14 protein-coding genes are annotated in these 17,784 nt (G+C 71.3%); 7 read left to right on the top strand and 7 right to left on the bottom strand.

Going from position 1 to position 17,784, the window contains the following annotated elements; genetic code table 11:
• Positions 1 to 173: 173 nt before the first annotated feature.
• Both ACQEVM_RS16910 and ACQEVM_RS16905 read left to right on the top strand, forming a co-directional pair.
• A complete protein-coding gene (locus tag ACQEVM_RS16910) occupies positions 174 to 1,439 on the top strand; it encodes an aspartate aminotransferase family protein (RefSeq protein WP_433079515.1) in 1,266 nt (421 codons plus the stop codon).
• Positions 1,440 to 1,552: 113 nt separating this feature from the next.
• Positions 1,553 to 2,515, top strand: a complete 963-nt coding sequence (locus ACQEVM_RS16905) for a class I SAM-dependent methyltransferase (RefSeq protein ID WP_433079513.1) — start codon at positions 1,553 to 1,555, stop codon at positions 2,513 to 2,515.
• A 160-nt stretch (positions 2,516 to 2,675) separates the two neighbouring features.
• On the opposite strand, the gene ACQEVM_RS16900 is transcribed toward ACQEVM_RS16905, so the two are convergent.
• From ACQEVM_RS16900 to ACQEVM_RS16890, 3 genes are all read right to left on the bottom strand, one after another.
• The gene (locus tag ACQEVM_RS16900) at positions 2,676 to 3,380 is read right to left on the bottom strand and encodes an IclR family transcriptional regulator (protein WP_433079511.1); all 705 of its coding nucleotides are present in this window, start codon (positions 3,378 to 3,380) and stop codon (positions 2,676 to 2,678) included.
• 639 nt (positions 3,381 to 4,019) lie between these two features.
• On the bottom strand, positions 4,020 to 4,877 hold the full coding sequence (locus ACQEVM_RS16895) for an alpha/beta fold hydrolase (RefSeq protein WP_433079509.1): 858 nt from the start codon (positions 4,875 to 4,877) through the stop codon (positions 4,020 to 4,022).
• 414 nt (positions 4,878 to 5,291) lie between these two features.
• On the bottom strand, positions 5,292 to 5,852 hold the full coding sequence (locus tag ACQEVM_RS16890) for a MarR family winged helix-turn-helix transcriptional regulator (protein WP_433079507.1): 561 nt from the start codon (positions 5,850 to 5,852) through the stop codon (positions 5,292 to 5,294).
• Positions 5,853 to 6,016: 164 nt separating this feature from the next.
• On the opposite strand from ACQEVM_RS16890, the gene ACQEVM_RS16885 reads away from it, so the two are divergent.
• Positions 6,017 to 7,147, top strand: a complete 1,131-nt coding sequence (locus ACQEVM_RS16885) for an NADH:flavin oxidoreductase (RefSeq protein WP_433079505.1) — start codon at positions 6,017 to 6,019, stop codon at positions 7,145 to 7,147.
• Positions 7,148 to 7,280: 133 nt separating this feature from the next.
• On the opposite strand, the gene ACQEVM_RS16880 is transcribed toward ACQEVM_RS16885, so the two are convergent.
• Entirely contained in the window at positions 7,281 to 8,054 is a 774-nt protein-coding gene (locus ACQEVM_RS16880) for a response regulator (RefSeq protein WP_433079503.1), read from the bottom strand.
• Positions 8,055 to 8,166: 112 nt separating this feature from the next.
• Here ACQEVM_RS16880 and ACQEVM_RS16875 point away from each other — a divergent pair, with 112 nt between their 5' ends.
• A complete protein-coding gene (locus ACQEVM_RS16875) occupies positions 8,167 to 9,774 on the top strand; it encodes a sensor histidine kinase (RefSeq protein WP_433079501.1) in 1,608 nt (535 codons plus the stop codon).
• Complete coding sequence (locus tag ACQEVM_RS16870) at positions 9,771 to 10,967, top strand: PP2C family protein-serine/threonine phosphatase (protein WP_433079499.1); 1,197 nt, start codon at positions 9,771 to 9,773, stop codon at positions 10,965 to 10,967. Before ACQEVM_RS16875 ends, ACQEVM_RS16870 begins: the two co-directional genes overlap by 4 nt.
• A 117-nt stretch (positions 10,968 to 11,084) precedes the next feature.
• Here the strand turns inward: ACQEVM_RS16870 and ACQEVM_RS16865 are convergent, their stop codons facing one another.
• Complete coding sequence (locus tag ACQEVM_RS16865) at positions 11,085 to 11,660, bottom strand: TetR/AcrR family transcriptional regulator (RefSeq protein ID WP_433079497.1); 576 nt, start codon at positions 11,658 to 11,660, stop codon at positions 11,085 to 11,087.
• 70 nt (positions 11,661 to 11,730) lie between these two features.
• On the opposite strand from ACQEVM_RS16865, the gene ACQEVM_RS16860 reads away from it, so the two are divergent.
• Entirely contained in the window at positions 11,731 to 12,624 is an 894-nt protein-coding gene (locus tag ACQEVM_RS16860; RefSeq protein WP_433079495.1) for an NADP-dependent oxidoreductase, read from the top strand.
• Positions 12,625 to 12,920: 296 nt separating this feature from the next.
• Here ACQEVM_RS16860 and ACQEVM_RS16855 read toward each other — a convergent pair whose 3' ends face one another.
• On the bottom strand, positions 12,921 to 14,324 hold the full coding sequence (locus ACQEVM_RS16855) for an isopeptide-forming domain-containing fimbrial protein (protein WP_433079493.1): 1,404 nt from the start codon (positions 14,322 to 14,324) through the stop codon (positions 12,921 to 12,923).
• A gap of 442 nt (positions 14,325 to 14,766) precedes the next feature.
• A complete protein-coding gene (locus ACQEVM_RS16850) occupies positions 14,767 to 15,801 on the bottom strand; it encodes a MerR family transcriptional regulator (RefSeq protein WP_433079491.1) in 1,035 nt (344 codons plus the stop codon).
• Between the two features lie 270 nt (positions 15,802 to 16,071).
• On the opposite strand from ACQEVM_RS16850, the gene ACQEVM_RS16845 reads away from it, so the two are divergent.
• Positions 16,072 to 17,709 carry a carboxylesterase/lipase family protein gene (locus tag ACQEVM_RS16845; RefSeq protein WP_433079489.1) on the top strand — a complete coding sequence of 546 codons (1,638 nt, stop codon included), beginning with the start codon at positions 16,072 to 16,074 and terminating at the stop codon, positions 17,707 to 17,709.
• The last annotated feature ends 75 nt before the right edge of the window (positions 17,710 to 17,784 follow it).

Genomic DNA, 17,784 nt, shown 5'->3' with positions numbered 1-17,784 from the left:
AACTCCCTCGACCGCCTCCAGCCTTTCAGGGGTGCGCGATCCCGGCAACGAACGTTCCGGCAGCCGGAACGCGGCTTCTCAGCGGCGGAGCGGGGCGATAGAACCGTCCCTGGACGGATTCCCATCGTGCCCGCCTCGGATCGTGGAGGACGGGCCAGGAGAGGACGGAACCGATGACCGCGAGCGACGGACTCGGAGCCGCCCGGGGCGCGCTCGGCGCGACGCGCAGCCATCAGTCCCCGCAACTGGCCCTGATGTACGGGATGAACGGCTCCGGAGCGATCGAGATGCGCGGCGAGGGCGCCCGCCTGCTGCTCTCCGACGGCCGTGGTGCACTGGACTTCGGGAGCTACGCCGTGACCCTGCTCGGGCAGCGCCACCCGGCCGTCCTGGCCGCCGTGCGCCGCGAGTTGGATGCGATGCCGGTGTCGACCCGGGTCCTGGCCAACCGTACGACCGCCGAACTGGCCCGGCGGCTGGCGGCTTGGGGTGATCCGGGACGGCTGACCAAGGTGTGGCTCGGGCTGAACGGTTGCGACGCTGTCGAGGCGGCCCTCAAGCTGGCCCGTCTCGGCTCGGGCCGCAGCCGGGTGATCGCGATCGAGGGCGCCTACCACGGCAAGTCCCTCGGGGCGCTCGCCGCGACCTGGAACGGGCGCTACCGGCGCGGTCTGGAACCCCTGCTGGGCGGCGTGACCCACATCGCGGCCGATCCGGCGGCGATACCCGCGGCCTTTGCGGGGGACGGGGTGGCGGCCGTGCTCGTCGAGCCGGTTCAGGGCGAGGGCGGGGTACGGCCGTTGGAGCCCGGCTTCCTGCGGGCGCTCGCCGACGCCGCGCACGCGCACGGCGCCTTCGTGATCGCGGACGAGATCCAGACGGGGCTGCGCCGGTGCGGACCGCGGCTGGTCAGTACGGACGCGGGGGTGCGTCCCGACGCGGTGCTCCTCGGCAAGGCGCTCGGCGGCGGTGTGCAGCCGCTGTCCGCGGTGCTGGCCACGCCGGAGCTCTACGCCCCGCTGACGGCCGACCCGTTCGCCCACACCACGACGTTCTCCGGCCATCCGCTCGGTGCGGCCGCCGGCCTCGCGACTCTCGCGGCCGTGGAGGAACTCGCCCCGCGCGGAGCCGTGCTGGAGCGTCTGCTCGCCGACGGCTTGGCACGGATCGGCGGCCGGCACTCCGGTCTGGTGACGCGGGTGCGGGGCCGGGGGCTCATGTGGGGCGTGGAGTTCGCCACTGCCGCGGCGGCCGGGGACGTGCTGATGGAGCTCGGCCGCAAGGGGCTGGTGGTCTCGCCGTGCCTGGGGCGTCCGGAGGTGCTCCGACTGCTCCCGCCGCTGGTCGCCTCGGACGACGAGGTCGAGGAGGCCCTCGCGATCCTGGACGCCGTGTGCGCCGCCGTACCCGCCGAGTTCAGGCCTCCTCGGCGACGTTAGGCGGCGGCCCGCCAGGAGTCCCGTGCCGGCCGGGCGGGGCCACGGCCAGGATCGATCCCCCTCGCCGCGCTCCGCGCGGCGACCACCGTACGGACCCGTCGAGGAGCGTCACCATGACCGGAACCGGCCCGCGCACCGGCCGCCACGGCACCGAACACCACACGGGGCCGGGGCCGCGGCGGGGGGCGGGGGCCACGGTCGGAGCCGGCCCGCCCGCCGGGCAGCGGGGGGCCCAGTCCCGCTACCACCGGGAGCTGTTCCCCGCGCTGCACGACTGGGAGCGCACCGAACGCTCCATCGTCGAGTTCAGCGGCGAGGAGGGCCCCGCCGGTCTGCTGGGCCTCGACCAGATGGGCCACTTCGGGCCGCAGGGCTGCGACGTGGTCGCCGAAGCGGTCATCGCCCACGGCGCGGGCCCACTGGACGTGTGCGAACTGGGCAGCGGTTTCGGCGGAGCGCTTCGGTACACGGTGGACAGGATCACCGCCGGCGGGCTCTCCGTACGGCGCGCGCACGGCGTGGACCTCGTCCTCGAACACTGCGCGGTCAGCCGGAGCATCAACCGCGCGCAGGGGCGCACCGGGATGACCGACATCTGCGCGTCCGCCACCGCCGTCCCCCTCGCCGGAGGCTCGCTGGACGTGGTGTGGGTGACGGGATCGATGCCACACTTCCCCGCGCCCGGCGAGGTGCTGCGCGAGGCCGGACGGCTGTTGCGTCCCGGTGGCCTGCTCGTCCTGACCGAGGAGGTGAGCCTGACGCCCGGTGGCGAGGAACCCTCGGAGGCGTTCCGTGCCACTCACCCGCGCGGGGTGTTCTTCACGACCCCGGTCGCTGTCCGCTTGCGGGACCTGGAGCACGCGGGCTTCGCGGATGTGGTCCACCTGGACCTGACGCGGTGGGCGGTGGCGTTGCTCACCGACCGCCTGAAGGTCGTGCGCATCTTCCGGGGCAGTGTGGCCGGCATCTACGGTGCCGCGTCGGCCGATCTCATCCGCGACACCCTGGACGCGGCCCGTACGGAGTTCCTGGCGGCCCGGCTGTCGCCGGCGCTGATCACGGCCCGACGGGCTTGACGTGGGGCACCCGATTCCCGGGCACGGCGTCCACGACGGCATGGCCGGCTCTTCGGGGCGGCGGTCCTCGGCGGCCCTGTCGTACCCGCGCGACGAGGGGGCCCGCACGGGTACGACAGGGCTCGCCTCAGCAGGCCTTCATACGGCCTTCATGCGGCCCTCAATGGGCCGGCGCCATGTCGGGGGTGCGTTGGAGCGCACGGGAGACGGCGGCGCACGCCGCCCTCAGGTGCGAGACCGCCCCGACGACCTGGAGCCGCCCCTGTGGACCGGTGACCGCCAAGGCGCCCACCGCCGTGCTGGACGCCGTGAGCACGGGAGCCGCGATGCCGACGGCGCCGTTCGCCCCGCGCACGGCCACGAAGCCCTGGTGCCGCACCCGTCCGGCTTCCCCCTCCCCTTCCTCCCACGCGGCGGAGAAGGGCAGGGGCGGACCGGCCGAGAACGCCTGGAAGATCCTGGTCGCGGCCTGCACCGACGCACGGGCCTCTTCCTCGACTCCGAGTTCGGCGCCCGCGCCGTGGGCGCGGCGTACCGCGTCCACCAACGCCGCGTCCGGGCCGGTCGCGTCGGAAATGAAAATGAACGCGCTCCCACGAGTGACATGATGAAGCTGTTCCGCATACGGAAAGGCCAGGCTCCGCAGCGTGAGCTGCCGGGGAACGCGCGCGCCCAGCGCAAAAAGAGAGACACCCAGCCGTAAGCCCCTCTCACCCCGCTCCAGCATTCCTTCCTCGACGAGTTCCGAGATGATCCGATGCGCGGTCGCCTTGGGCATATCGGCTCTGCGCGCTATTTCAGACAGCTGTAGTTCCGGCTCGCCCGGACGAAAGCAACGCAGAACGCTCAGGCCGCGCGCGAGCATCGAACGAGTGTGCTGAACGGACAAGGACACCTCCGTAAGAGCCTGGTGGAAGGGGTGCAGGGCGCGCCGGGGCGTACGCCGGCGGGCGCGCGAACTCCCGGTCTCACCTATTGCACGTCAGAGACATCGAAAAGGGGGAGGCGCTCCCCGGCGATGAAAATGCCACACGGCGCACGAAAGCCGACGCCCCCGATAACACGGCCCCCTTTCGCCACCCTCCGCATCACCCCGAGCGGCGCCCGAGCCGGGGCCGAAAGATGTACGGGTGGAAAACTGTAGCAGTGCAGGAATAGTCACCATGACTTTGCCGCAACGATCCGGTCATTCTGCACCCGCTTATGGGGAGGGGTTTGGAGGTGCGACGCCCTTGTTGCCGCAGGGAAAGGCGCATGGGGTCCATGCGACGGGGACGGACTTCGCAGGCTGCCCACAGCGGACAAATGACGGGAACCAGTCATCCCGTCGCACATCACCGTGCAGTCGCCGCCCGCGCCGCCGGTGATCGCGAAGCCCCGGAGGGCGCGGCGACGCGGTGAGGCAGGGCACCAGCGTGGTCGGGACACGAGCGACGAGGAAGGCCCGTGCGTCGGCGATGGTCGTGTCGATCGCCTTGCCGGGCTCCGACCACCGCTCTCGCATTCAGTCGACGCGCCGAATCGGCTCCGCTCCGGTCCGGATCAGGAAGTCGGTGAGCACTTCGGCGAGTCGTTCCGGCTGGTCCTCGGGGATCAGGGTGGACGAGTCCGTGATCTCGATCAGCCGACCCTGCGGGTACAGCGCGGCCAGCCGGGGGCCGTGCTCGCGTGGCATCAATCGGTCCTCGGTGGCCCAGACGACCAGTACGGGGCGATCGAAGTCGCTCAGGCGCTCGCTCCAGGCGAGCAGGGTCTCTCGGTTCGGCGCCCCGGTGGCGAACTTCGCGAAGTCCCTGCGGATGGCCCTGCTTCGAGTGGCCGGAGCGAACCAGTCATCCATGATCGCGTCGGGGATCCCGCGCAGGCTCATCCCGCCGTATCCGCCCCGGTTGTGGCGGAACGCGGGAATGCGCATGAGCCTCGTCAGGAGCCGGACGCCGCCGGGGACCCCACACACCCGGGCCACGGCCTTGGCGGGCCCCGGGGGAAAGTTGTCGAAGGCCTCGCAGGCCACCAGCACCAGGCGCGCGACTCGCTGCGCCCGCCCTTCCGACACCAGGAACTGGCCCCCACCCCAGTCGTTCAGCACGAGAGTCACCTCGTCGAGACCGAGTTCCTCGATGAACTCCCCCAGCAGCAGGGCGACACCGCGCTGGGACAGGTCCGCATCCGGGTTCATCGGGTGTCGGTGACCGCCGAGGGGCAGCGTGGGCAGGACACAGCGGTATCCGTCCAGCCGCGGGACCACCTTGCGCCACTGGGTCTCGTTCATCGGCAGGCCATGGCAGAACACCAGCACAGGCCCTTCCCCACCGGTGTCCTGGAAGTCGATCGGTCCGGACGACAACGCGACCCTGGGCATCGCGACCCCCTCGTGATGGATGGTTCCACTGTGATCTTGGAGCGAAGAGCGGCGGAACGCAACGGGGCGGTCGGACACGCGAGCCGGGGATCCGTCGGACACGTGAGCCGGGGATCCAGGGAGCCGCCACGGTGCCGTTGCGCCGCCACGGCTATTCGGCCACCGGCGCGAAGCGCATCGCGGCAGAGGCGGGCGCACCGTTCGCCCTTCGTGCCCAGCCGGGCCGCCCGCGATCCGGAGCCACCGCGCGGGGCCGGCCGGCCGATGGCCGAGGGGTCGCGCACGGCGCGCTCTCGGACGAGTGAGGACTGATCTCGTGCAGCGTGGTGGCCCGCCGGTGCGCGAGCGCGCCCACTGACCGACCCGGGCGCCGCCCGATGTGCGGCCGTTCCACGGGGCGGGGCGCGGGCGTGCCTACGGGGCGGGAGTCACGGATTCCCGCGGAGCAGCGGTCAGGGATTCGGGCGGGGCCGGTGGCCGGCACACGGTGCGCTCGCCGCCTTCCTCCGTGCGCGGCCAGAACCGCCCTTCGAGGGCCTCCGCGCTGCGGTTGAGCCGGACCAGGACGTCCTCCAGCTCCCGCACTTCCTCAGGGGACCAGCCGGCGACCACCCGGGCCAGGCAGGACCGGTTGACCTCACGGTCTTCGGCGAGCCGACGCCCGCCTTCGACGGTGATGCGCAGTTTGCGGGCCATGCCGCCTTCGGGGTCCGCGACGCGCTCGGCCAGTCCGCAGCGCAGCAGCGCGGCCGTCTGGCGGTTCACGGTCGAGGTGTCGAGCGCGAAGGCGTCCGCCAACTGTCCGATGGACATGGGGCCTTCCGTGTCGATCCGGCTGAGCAGCACGTACGCCGACCGCTCCAGGCGTTCGGGGTCGCGCTCGCGCCGGGCAAGCACCTGGTGCCGCGAGAGCAGCATCAGCTCCCGCTCCAGTTTCTCCAGCACTGCGCCTCCCGTTTTTTTCCGGCGCCCCATTATCGCGGACCTGTGTGCCCGGGGACCGGCGGCCCCCGGCACGGCTCGCCGGTGGGTGGCGCCGCACGAGGGCCGAACGCCGCAATATGCATGATACACAGTGTGTGTACTATGCACTTCTCGTTGCCGTCCGACGAGCCACAGCCTCACTCCGGAGGATCCGCATGACCGGCACCACGTCCACCGCTTCCCGCGCGGCCGAGATCCTGTCCCGGCCGATCAAGCTGAACGGCCTGACCGTCCCCAACCGCATCGCGATGGCGCCGATGACGCGGATGTTCTCCCCCGGCGGCGTACCCGGCGAGGATGTCCAGGCGTACTACGCCGGCCGGGCCGCGGCCGGGGTGGGCCTGATCGTCACCGAGGGCACCTACGTCGGTCACGACTCCGCCGGGCAGAGCGACCGGATCCCGCGGTTCCACGGTGAGGAGCAGCTGACGGGGTGGGCGAAGGTCGCCGCGGCCGTGCACGAGGCGGGCGGCACGATCGTTCCCCAGCTGTGGCACATAGGCATGGTGCGCAAGCAGGGCGAGGCACCGTTTGCCGACGCCCCCGCCGTCGGCCCCTCCGGCATCCGCGTCGACGGCACCGAGGGAACCGGCAAGGCGATGACCCTCACCGACCTCGACGACGTCATCGGCGCGTTCGCCGACGCCGCCGCGGAGGCCGAGCGGATCGGCTTCGACGGCGTCGAACTGCACGGCGCCCACGGCTACCTGCTCGACCAGTTCCTGTGGGAGCGGACCAACCGCCGCACCGACGCCTACGGCGGCGACGCGGTGGCCCGTACGAAGTTCGCCGCGGAGATCGTGGCCGCGGTCCGCGAACGCGTCCCGGCCGACTTCCCGGTGATCTTCCGCTACTCCCAGTGGAAGCAGGAGGCCTACGACGCCCGCCTCGCGCAGACCCCGGAGGAGCTGGAGGCGATCCTGGCACCGCTGGCGGCGGCGGGCGTCGACGTGTTCCACGCCTCCACCCGGCGCTACTGGGTCCCGGAGTTCGAGGGCTCCGACCTGAACCTGGCGGGCTGGACCAAGAGGCTCACCGGCCGGCCGACCATCACCGTCGGCTCGGTCGGCCTCGACGGCGACTTCATCCGCGCCTTCGCGGGCGAGGGTGCGGCGCTCGGCGACATCGACAACCTCCTGGACCGCATGGAACGCGAGGAGTTCGACATGGTCGCCGTCGGCCGGGCACTGCTCCAGGACCCGCAGTGGGCGGCGAAGGTCCTCGGCAACCGCTTCGACGAGCTGAAGCCGTACGACGCGGCGGCGCTCAAGTCGCTCAGCCGGTAGCCAACAGCCGCCGGCCGGTGGCCGTTCGGACCGGAAGCCCGAGCAGCCCCGTGATCTCGGATCGCCGAGGTCACGGGGCGTTCGCGCGCCGGTACCGCGGCGGGCGGAACGGCAACGCGGCCGCGTGGGGGCCTCAGGGGCGGGGCGGTCGGGTGGCGGTGTCGAGGTAGAAGGCGTCGATGCTCTGGACGGCCCGCTCGAAATCCTCCAGGTTGACCGGCTTGTTCACGTACGCGTTGGCGTGGCTGCCGTAGGCGCCGGCGACGTCGTCGGGGGCCGTGGAGGTGGTCAGGATCACGACGGGGATGGTCTGGAGGTCCTCGTCGCCCTTGAGGACCTTGAGCAGGTCGCGCCCGTTCATCCGCGGCATGTTGAGGTCCAGGACGATCAGGTCCGGGCGGACGCTGCCCGGGGCGCGGAGGTGTTCCAGTGCCGCGACTCCGTCGGTGACCTGGACGAGGTTGCGGGCCCCGCGTTCGGAGAGGGCTTCCTCGATGAGCAGGGCGTCGGCCATGTCGTCCTCGACGAGGAGGACGTCGAAGGGACGTGCCGGGCTGATGGTCATCGGCTGCTCCGCGGGGGCTTCGTCGGTGTGGTTGAAGAGCCCCGGCCAACGTCGCCGGGCTCCCTGGCGGGTCATCCCGCAGGCAGCCCCGATCTGCGGGTATCCGGCCCCCGCTCGGGCGGCCGTCTTGGCGGCTTCGCGCTGGAGCCGTTCGGTGGCCTCCTGCAACTGGTCCAGCAGGTGGAGCAGGGCGAGGGCCTGCGCGGGATCGTTCGCCGCCGGGTCCTCGGGGACTTCCAGCAGTCGGTAGGCCAGGCGCCGCGAGAGGTCGGCGACCGCCGCGTCCGCGACGGCGGCCGTCTCCCGCGGTGTGGTCCGCAACACGAAGTTCTTGCCAGGCATACCCGGCACCCTAGGGCCCCGCTCGGGCTCGCGACAACACGGGTTGCCTCCCCTCTAGAGTAGGGAAACCGTCCCTTGTCCAAGGCGGCTTTCGCGACGAGGAGTTCACACGATGACCGGCGATCGAGGGCAGCCGCGCGCGAGGCGGCTCTCCACGTGGACGACCCGGCGCTGGCTGCGTGTCGGGGTGGCCGCGTCGTTGGTGGTCCTCACCCTGTTGGGAACCACGGGAGCATGGGTGCTGGGGCGAACCTCCTCCATCAGCGACGACCTGGTCGACGTACGCTCCCCCGCGTTGAGCACGGCACTGCGCCTGGAATCCGCGGTCCTCAACCAGGAGACCGGCATCCGGGGCTACGGACTGACCGGAACCCCGGACTTCATCACCCCCTACCGGCAGGGCCTCGCCGAACAGGAGGCGGACGTCACGCGTCTCGTGGAACTCCTGCGAGGCGACGACGCGGCCCTGAAGGATCTGGGAACCGTGCGGGAGCGCCTGGAGCGGTGGCGGGAACGGATCGCGCAGCCGATCGCCGCCTCACCGCCGGGGACGCCCTCCCCACTGGTCGCCGAACGCGCCGTCGAGGGCAAGAGCGCCTTCGACGAGGTCCGGGCGGCCATGACCGCGCAGCAGGACCGCCTGCGCGAGGAGCGGGCACGGGCCAGGGAAGACCTCCTGGCGACGCTGACGCTTCGGAACTGGCTGTTCGCCGCCATCGCCCTGGTCATCGTGCTCTTGGCGGCGCTCGTCTTCGAGGGGCTGCGCCGCGGCATCAACATGCCCCTGGAGCAACTCGGTGCGCAGGCGCGGGCGGTCGCCGACGGAGACTTCGAGCACCCCATCACTCCCAGCGGCCCGGCCGACCTGCGGCGCCTCAGCGGCGAGATCGACTTCATGCGCCGGCGTCTGGTGAGGGAGCTCGCCTTCGTCGAAGCGGCCCGGCTGCGGTTGGACGCGCAGGCCGCCGATCTGCAGCGGTCCAACGCGGAGCTGGAACAGTTCGCCTACGTGGCCTCCCACGACCTCCAGGAACCCTTGCGGAAGGTCTCCAGCTTCACCCAACTCCTGCAGCGCCGCTACGGAGGACAGCTCGACGCGAAGGCGGACCAGTACATCGACTTCGCCGTCGACGGCGCGAACCGCATGCAGACCCTCATCAACGACCTCCTCGCCTTCTCCCGTGTCGGACGCGTCCACACGACGAACCAGAGCGTCGACCTCGACAAGACGCTGGAGGGGACCCTGTCCGCGCTGAGCGTCGCCATCGAGGAGAGTGGAGCACAGGTCACTCACGATCCGCTGCCGACGCTGGTCGCCGACCCCACGCAGATGGGCATGGTCTGGCAGAACCTGATCGCCAACGGCGTCAAGTTCCGCCGCCCGGACGAGCCACCGCGCATCCACGTGGCGGCGGCGCAGGAGGGCGACCTGTGGCGGTTCACCGTCACGGACAACGGGATCGGCATCGCCCCGGAGTACGCCGACAAGGTCTTCGTGATCTTCCAGCGCCTGCACACCAAGGACGTCTACTCCGGGAACGGCATCGGCCTCGCCATGGTCAAGAAGATCGTCGAATTCCACGGCGGAACCGTCGCCATCGACCCGGACTACCGCGACGGCGCGCGGATCTCGTTCACCCTGGCGCCCGCGCCCGCCGAACGCCCCGGACCCGACGCGCTGCCCGAGGCGGTCCGCGCCGGAGCGGAGCCGCGACCATGACCAACGCCACGGCAGGCTCCCCCGACGAGCCCCTCTATCGCATCCTGCTCGTCGAGGACGACGAGGGCGACGCCCTGCTCGTCGAGGAACTCCTCCACGACACCGGAATGCGGTTCGAATCGACCACTGGAACCACCCTCGCCGAGGCCCGCGTCGAACTGGCCGCCCGCCGAATCGACTGTGTCCTCCTCGACCTGCACCTGCCGGACATCTGGGGCGTCGACGCGGTGACCACCGTCCGCAGCCTGGCCCCCCACACAGCGGTCATCGTCCTGACCGGCCTGTCCGAGGCGCAGGCCGGCACCGAGGCCATGGCCGCAGGCGCCCAGGACTTCCTCGTCAAGGGCAAGGTCGACGCCGACCTCCTGCACCGCACCATTCGCTACGCCGTCTACCGCAGCCAGACCGAGCAGGCCGCCGCCGAAGCCCAGGCCACCCGCCTGCGGACGGAGGAGAACGCCCGCCTGGAACGCGGGCTGCTGCCCCGCCCCATCCTCGACACCTCCACGGTCACCGTCACCACCCGCTACCTCCCCAGCGCCGAACACGCCCTGCTCGGAGGCGACTTCCTCGACGTCGTCGAGGGCGACGACGGGCTGCTGCACGCCGTCATCGGCGACGTCAGCGGACACGGACCCGACGCCGCCGCCCTCGGCGTCTGCCTGCGCATCGCCTGGCGCACCCTCATCCTCGGCGGACACCGCGGCACGGACCTCCTCCATCTGATGGAACGCATCCTGATCGCCGAACGCGCCGATCTGCCCATGTTCGCCACCTGCACCATCCTGACCCTCGACGAGGCCGCCGCGACGGCCACCGTCCACCTGGCCGGCCACCACGAGCCCCTCCTCACCACCGCCGAGGGCACCCGGGAAGTGGCCGCCGCGCATGGCATCGCCCTGGGCTTCGCACCCAGACTCCGCAACTGGGCGGCCACCGTCATCCCGCTCCCGGAGACCGGTGCCCTGACCCTGTACACCGACGGCCTCACCGAAGGGCACGACCACACCCCCACCGGCCGCCTCGAAGTCGACGGGCTGCTCGGACTCATCGACCGCCGACTGCCGGCGGACCCCGCGGCGCACGTCGACCGGCTCGTCAAGGAAGCACAGGCCCTCAACGCCGGACGTCACACCGACGACATCGCGATCCTCCGCCTGGACTGGAACTTCCGGCAGAACCGACGCCCCTGAGACACGCGGGCGACAGTGGTCACGTGATCGGGCGAACGGGTCCGGTACGAGCCGTCCGGGGCAATCCGCACCTGTCGGGCCCCGGCGCCGGCCGCAGCACGTGGAGGCGTCCCCGGCTCAGGGCGCGGCGGCTTCCCAGGCCGCCTCGATCATCCGGAAGACCTCGTCCACCGTGGCCTCGGGATCGTCCGCCCGGCAGGCCAGCGCGTAGGCGTCGATGGCGAACCGCGCGGTCGCCCGGCAGGCGGTCGCACTCCGGGACAGGTGGGGATCGGCGGTCAGCGCCGCTGCCAGCGCCTGCGCGTGACGCAGGCTCATCGACTCCTCGTATTCCCGCAGCGCGGGCGACCCCTCGATCATGCGTCGGACGGAGGCACTGCCGTCCGCCGTGCAGTGCCGCACCAGGGCCTGGACCTCGCGGTGCAGCGCCGGGACGGGCGGCTCGTGCGGAGGGCGGTCGGTCACCGCTCGCGCGAGGCGCTCCTCGAAGTCCTGGTCGCGCTCGAACACCAGGGCCTCCTTGGAGGCGAAGTGGGCGAAGACGGTGGTGACGGCCACGTCGGCCTCGGCCGCCACGTCACGGATGCCCACGGCCTCGTACCCGCGCTCCAGGAAGAGGCGCAGCGCGGTGTCGGCGATCTTCTGACGGGTCGCGGCCTTCTTGCGTTCGCGGCGTCCGGACGGCTCGATCATGCCGTGACACTACCAGGTATGAAACCGGAACGGTTGTGAAACCCTAACGGTTAGGTCTATGTTCGGTCGCATGAGGAAAATCTGCTTCGCCGAGTTCGGCGGTCCCGAGGTCCTGCGACTGGTGGAGGCCGAGGAGCCCCACGCGAGCCCCGGTCGGATACGCATTGCCGTACGGGCGGCGGGTGTCAACCCCGTCGACTGGAGGATCCGGGAGGGCCAGGTCCTGGGAGCCCATCCGGTCGAGTTGCCCGCCGGGGTCGGACTGGACGCCGCCGGGGTGGTGGACGAGGTCGGCGAGGGCGTCGAGGGGGTCGAGGTCGGCGACCGCGTGTTCGGCGAAGGCGCCGACACGTACGCCGAATTCGCCGTGCTGTCGGCCTGGGCCAGGATGCCCGAGGGGCTGTCCTTCGAAGAGGCGGCCGGGTACCCGTCGGTGGTGGAGACCGCGCTGCGCGTCATCCGCGAGGTCGGCGTGCGGCCCGGGCAGACGCTGCTGGTCAGCGGTGCGTCCGGCGGCGTCGGATCGGCGGTGCTGCAGATCGCCCGCGCGCGCGGCATCACGGTGATCGGTACGGCCGGCGGTGCGAACCAGGACTACCTGCGCGGCCTGGGCGCCCTCGCCACGACCTATGACGAGGGCTGGGTCGAGCGTGTACGGCACCTGGGCCGGGTCGACGCGGCCCTGGATCTGGCCGGCTCGGGTGTGATCCGCGAACTCGTCGAGCTGACCGGGGACCCGCGCAAGGTCGTCTCCATCGCCGACCTCGGTGCGCCGCGGCTGGGTGTCCGGTTCTCCGGCGTGGCCGGGAGCGTGCCGGACGCGCTCGCCGAGGCCGTCGACCTCATCTCCCGGGGCAGGCTCCACATCCCGGTCGAGAAGTCGTACTCGCTCACCGAGGCAGCGGCGGCGCACTCTGACAGCCGCGCAGGCCATACCCGGGGGCGCCGGGTCCTGGTCGTTTGAGCCGCTGCCCGCGCGGCGCGAGGAGGGACAGCAGGACGAGACGCCGTTGGCGGAGCCTCGTCCCCTCCCCCGCCTGGTGGGTGTGATGCGGAAAGTGAGGACCGGGCGCTCGCCGGGCGGGTTCGCCCACGAGGTCCACCTGCGCGCGGACGGTCGGTCCCGCCCGCCGTCCCCGGTCGTCATCCCGGGGCAGCGGGCGGACCGCACGCGGTTCGATCCCGTGCCGGCGCAGCACCCGCCCTGGTGCCCGGGCACGGGCGCAGAGACGAACTCTGCCCAACGCAGCGTTCGTCGGGCTACTTCCGGGTGGCGCAGGGGTCACAGCAGGACGGGGCCGGCTCGACGCACACGGATACGGTGTCGGTGTTGTTGGTGGTGTCCGGATCCTTTTCGTTGCCGGTGACGGTCGCGTTGTTCGCGATCAGGCCGGCCTCGGTGGCTTTGGCCCGCAGCACGAGGGTGGCAGTGGCGCCGACGGCCAGGTCGCCCACGGTCCACTTCCCGGTGGCAGGGTCGTAACTCCCGGGTGCGCCGGCGGCGGACAGGAAGGTGAGCCCGTCCGGCAGTCGGTCGGTGACGGCGACCCCGGAGGCCTGGTTCGGGCCGGTGTTGTGGACGGTGATGCGGTAGGTCACCGTCTGGCCGACGGTGACGGTGGTCGCGTCGGCCGCCTTGGCGACGGTCAGGTCGGCGGCGGGCTTGACCTGTGTGATCTGCTCGTTGGACGTGGACGTCAAGGGCTCCGGCCTGTCCCCGAGCCGGTTCTCGTACGTGGCGGTTGCGGTGTTGCTGATCTCCTTGCCGCCGACGGCCCGCTCGATGACGACCCGGTACTCCACCGTGGTTCCGGCCGGCAGGGTCTCGGTGCCGGCCAGATTGCCACCCTGCAACGCGGAAGCGCCGTTGCCGAGGTGGAAGACGACCTTGTTCGCCGCGGTGTCGAAGTACGCCTGGTCGTCACCTTGGGCGTCGCTCTTCGCTCCCGCGTTCGGACCGTCGACGATGCGCAGCGAGCCGGGCAGATACGTCGTGCCCTGCGGGATGACGTCGGTCAGGATGAGGTTGTCGGCCCCGCCACCGCCCTCGTTCTTGGCGGTGATGCGGTAGGTGACGACGTCGCCCACCTCCAGCGGCCCCGCGGGAATCGCGGTCTTGTCGAGCACCGCGTAGGCGGCGGTGCCGAAGAAGATGCCGTCGAGGAAGTTGCCGATGCCGCGGTTTCCGCCGGCGGCGGAGATGGAACGGAAGGCGAAGCGTGTCAGCGTCTGCCCTGCCGGGACGGTGTAGGTGCCCGTGTAGTAACCCCAGGCGGTGTTGCCGTCGGTGAAGCGCCTCTGCTCTGCCGTGGAGCCCGGCGCCCCGATGTCCAGCGCCATGGTGTCGTCCCCTTGACGGCCACGGTGGTAGAGCCGCCAGTACAGCTTCGTCCCGGGGGTGGTCGGCACGTCCTGGTAGAGGGTGGACACCTCGTTCGCGTTGAGCTCGGCGAACTGGGCGCCCTCGGCTGCCGGTACTCCCTGGAAGCCCGAGTGCCAGAGTTCGATCCTGTGGTCGGTGGCGGTGGTGAGCCAGCCCGGAACCCGCTTGGCCGCCTGCGTCTGTGAGGCGTCCGGCAGGATCTCCACACCGGTGACGGAGGGGACTTCGAAGCTGCCGTTGGCCAGGGCAACCCGGAGCGGAGCAGAAGGAGGTGTGGCCATGTTCTCCCCTTGAGTCGACGCTGCTGAACGCACCGCCGACCGGCCACATCTCTGCGTGCCGTCGCGGTGCCGAAACACGCAGTGAGGACAACACGCCCGGATGAACACGTAAAGTGACGACCGGTCGGGTTCGGTCAATCCCACATGCCGGGTTTGGGTGATCCACCCCGGAGTGACGCCCGCCGGACCGTTCCGCGGCACACCGAAGGCACGCCGCCTCCACCACATATGCCACGCTGCTATTCCCCCGCCCAACCCGTCGTGACCGAAAGCCTCCGCCGCACGCCTCGCCTTCGCCCTCACCAGGGTGAATCGGACATCGCAGGGTTGACGCCTACGGCGGTGACACCGCGGTGGTCGGCACCGACCTGCCCCGGCGACATCGCGCGCGCAGAACGCTCGGGGACGGGGCGTCCTTCACCGTGCGTCCCCGGGGTGCCCCTCAGGGCCGTACGCCCTCGCCCTTCGTCGCCTTCGTCGCCTTCGTTGCTTCGTTGGGTTCCCCGGCTTCCTCGGCTTCCGTACCGCTCGTGTCCTTCTTGAAGTCCCGGTCCCGGGCAGTCGAAGGAGCGTCGCGGGACATCGAGATCGACAATCCGTCGGTCAGCCACCTGTGAGCCACCGTCATGTTCAGCACGCGGCCGTCGGTGGCCGTGCCGACCAGGGCCCAGTAGCGCTCCAGACGCGGGTCGAAGCCGGATGACCTCGACACCAGCCCGTGCAGGTACTCGCGGAAGGCAGGCGTGTCCGACTCGCGCCGGGCTCGCGCGTGGGCGGACACGAAGGCGTTGACCGCGTCCCCGGCGCCGGGTGGCAGCCCCTGGGCCATGGCGGCGGCCGTCAAGGCGGCAGCATCGTCGATCTCCCCGTAGAAGGCCGGCCCATCCTTCATCTCTTCCTCGTGGTCCTGGGTCCAGGAGGTGAAACCGGGCGTGGAGACCAGCAGATGAAGCTCCGCGTAGGCCAAGGCCGAAGCCGGTTCGGGGTCCTGCGGCGGGCCGGGGGACAACATGGCGATCATGATGTCGAGCCGGTGCTTCGGCAAGGCTCCGGACAGCTCCCGATACCAGTGGTCGGTGAGGCTGCGGTGCGCCTGCGGGAGCCGCTGCACGCGAGAGAGTATCTCCAGGCGCCGGAGCCGTACCTCGCTCGTGCAGTCGTCCAGGGCTTGGAGGGTGGCCTGGCGCCAGCGCAGTTCGGTCAGTCGTTCCTGAACCACTTCGAGCTCGGTTGCCACCAGATCGCCGAGGGAGCACTCACCGGTGACCACCCGCGTGATGGTCGCGATCGGGGTGTCCAGCGCTCGCAGGCGTCTGATGAGGCGGATCCGCTCCCACGCCTCGGGTCCGTAGCGCCGATGGCCTCCGGTGCTGCGGCCGATCACGGGCAGCAGACCGCTGTCGGAGTAATAGCGGAGGGTCTTGACCGGCACCCCCGTTCCGGCCGCGAGTTCACCGATGCTCCACGTGTCCTGCATCACAGCCCCTTGAACCTCCAGCGCACGGGAGGTCCTAGCGTACTGAGAACCGACCACGTCGGGCCCCGCCGATCCCCCACCGTGCAGGCCTCGTTGAACCCTGCCCTGCCCTGCCCTGCCCTGCACGGCGTCGTGGCGCCCCCATGGCGACCTCGTCCGACCCGGAAACGAAAGGTACGCATGTCTTCGATCCCGATGTCTCCCACCCCTACGGCACCGCGTCCACGCCGAGAGCGGTGGCTCCGTGCGCTCTCCCCCTTGCTGTGCGCGGTGGCTCTCCTCACCGCCACCCCTGTGCAGGCGACCGGCGCGCAAGCCGGATCCCCGCTCCCCGCAGGGCGGGACGGCGCCGTCGTACGGACCGACCACGGCCTGGTACGCGGCGTGTCACACGGCTCGTACACGACCTTCAGCGGCATCCCCTACGCTGCGCCGCCGACCGGGCCGCTGCGTTGGCGCGCCCCGGTGCCCGCTGCCCGCTGGCAGGGGGTCCGGGACGCGACGACGACGGCCCCGCGCTGTGTGCAGATGCCGGCACCCGGGGCGGCCGAGGTCGTCGGGTCGGAGGACTGCCTCTACCTCAACGTCACCACACCGACGCCGACGCCGACGCGCAAACCTGCCGGGCAGAAGCGGCCCGTACTGGTGTGGATGCACGGCGGCGCGTTCCTGGGCGGTTCAGGCAGTGACCACGACCCACGAGAGCTGGCGGTACGGGGTGACGCGGTCGTCGTCACGGTCAACTACCGGTTGGGGATCTTCGGCTTCTTCGGCCATCCCGGGTTGGGCTCCGCCCCACCGTTCGGCCTGGCGGACCAGCAGACCGCCCTGCGCTGGGTACGGGCGAACGCGGAGCGCTTCGGTGGCGATCCGGGCAGGGTCACCCTGTTCGGTGAGTCCGCGGGCGCCCTGAGCGTCTGCGCACACCTCACCTCGCCGACGGCCGTCGGGCTCTTCCAGCGAGCCGTGCTCCAGAGCGGTTCCTGCCTCATGTCCTTCCCACCCGGGGCCCTCGGCCCCCGCACCCCGGCCTATGAACCCTTCGCCTCCCAGCGCGATGTCCGCGCGGCGGGTGCGGACGCCGCCCGTCAGCTGGGCTGTGCGAAGGGCACCGAGGACGAGGTGCTGGCGTGCCTGCGCGGGCAGAGCACGGATCGCCTCGCCACCGCGCAGCTCATGCAGTCCTTCAACCGGCCCGCCTTCGGCAACGAGTTGCTGCCCGTGGCGCCGGACCAGGCGTTGGCGTCGGGCCGATTCCACCGCGTGCCGATCATCCAGGGCACCAATCACGATGAGATGCGGATGTTCGTCGGCCTGTCGCTCGCCGCGTTCCCGATCCGCACCGAGGACGACTACCGTGCCCGCCTGGTCGACGCCTTCGGGAGCGCGGCCCCGGCCGTCGAGGCGGAGTATCCGGCAGCACACCACCCCACGCCCGCGCTGGCTTGGGCCGCGGTGCTGACCGATCGCTCCCTCAGCTGCACCACACTGGCAGCCGATCTGGCAATCGTCGCCCATGCCCCCGGCCTCCCCGTCTACGGATACGAGTTCGGCGATCCGGACGCACCCGTGCTCGCGGGCCTGCCGGCGAACCCCGGCTTCCCCTACGGCGCCGCGCACGGATTCGAGTTGCCCTATCTGTTCTCCGACTTCCCCACCGAGCGACCGTTGACCGACACCCAACGCGCGCTGTCCCACCGGATGATCGACTACTGGACGAGCTTCGCGCGCACCGGCGACCCGAACCGTTTCGACGCCCCACGCTGGCCCGTCCTGCGCCCCTCGTCGCCGCAGACAGTGCAGGCAGTGCAGGCAGTGCAGGCCTTGGCTCCCGGGCCGGGTGGTATCCGTTCCGTCGATGCGAGCGCCGCACACCACTGCGCGTTCTGGGATCGCCTGCCCCGGTGAGTGGCCGGACTGCCCTGAACCGCCGCCGGTACGCGCTCCGGAACCGCAGGGCATCCCGCATATCATGCGGTTCAT

Source organism: Streptomyces sp. CA-243310 (assembly GCF_050936775.1).
GTDB lineage: Bacteria > Actinomycetota > Actinomycetes > Streptomycetales > Streptomycetaceae > Streptomyces.
The sequence above is the reverse complement of the archived record's forward strand: the minus strand, read 5'-3'. Positions and strand labels throughout refer to the sequence as shown.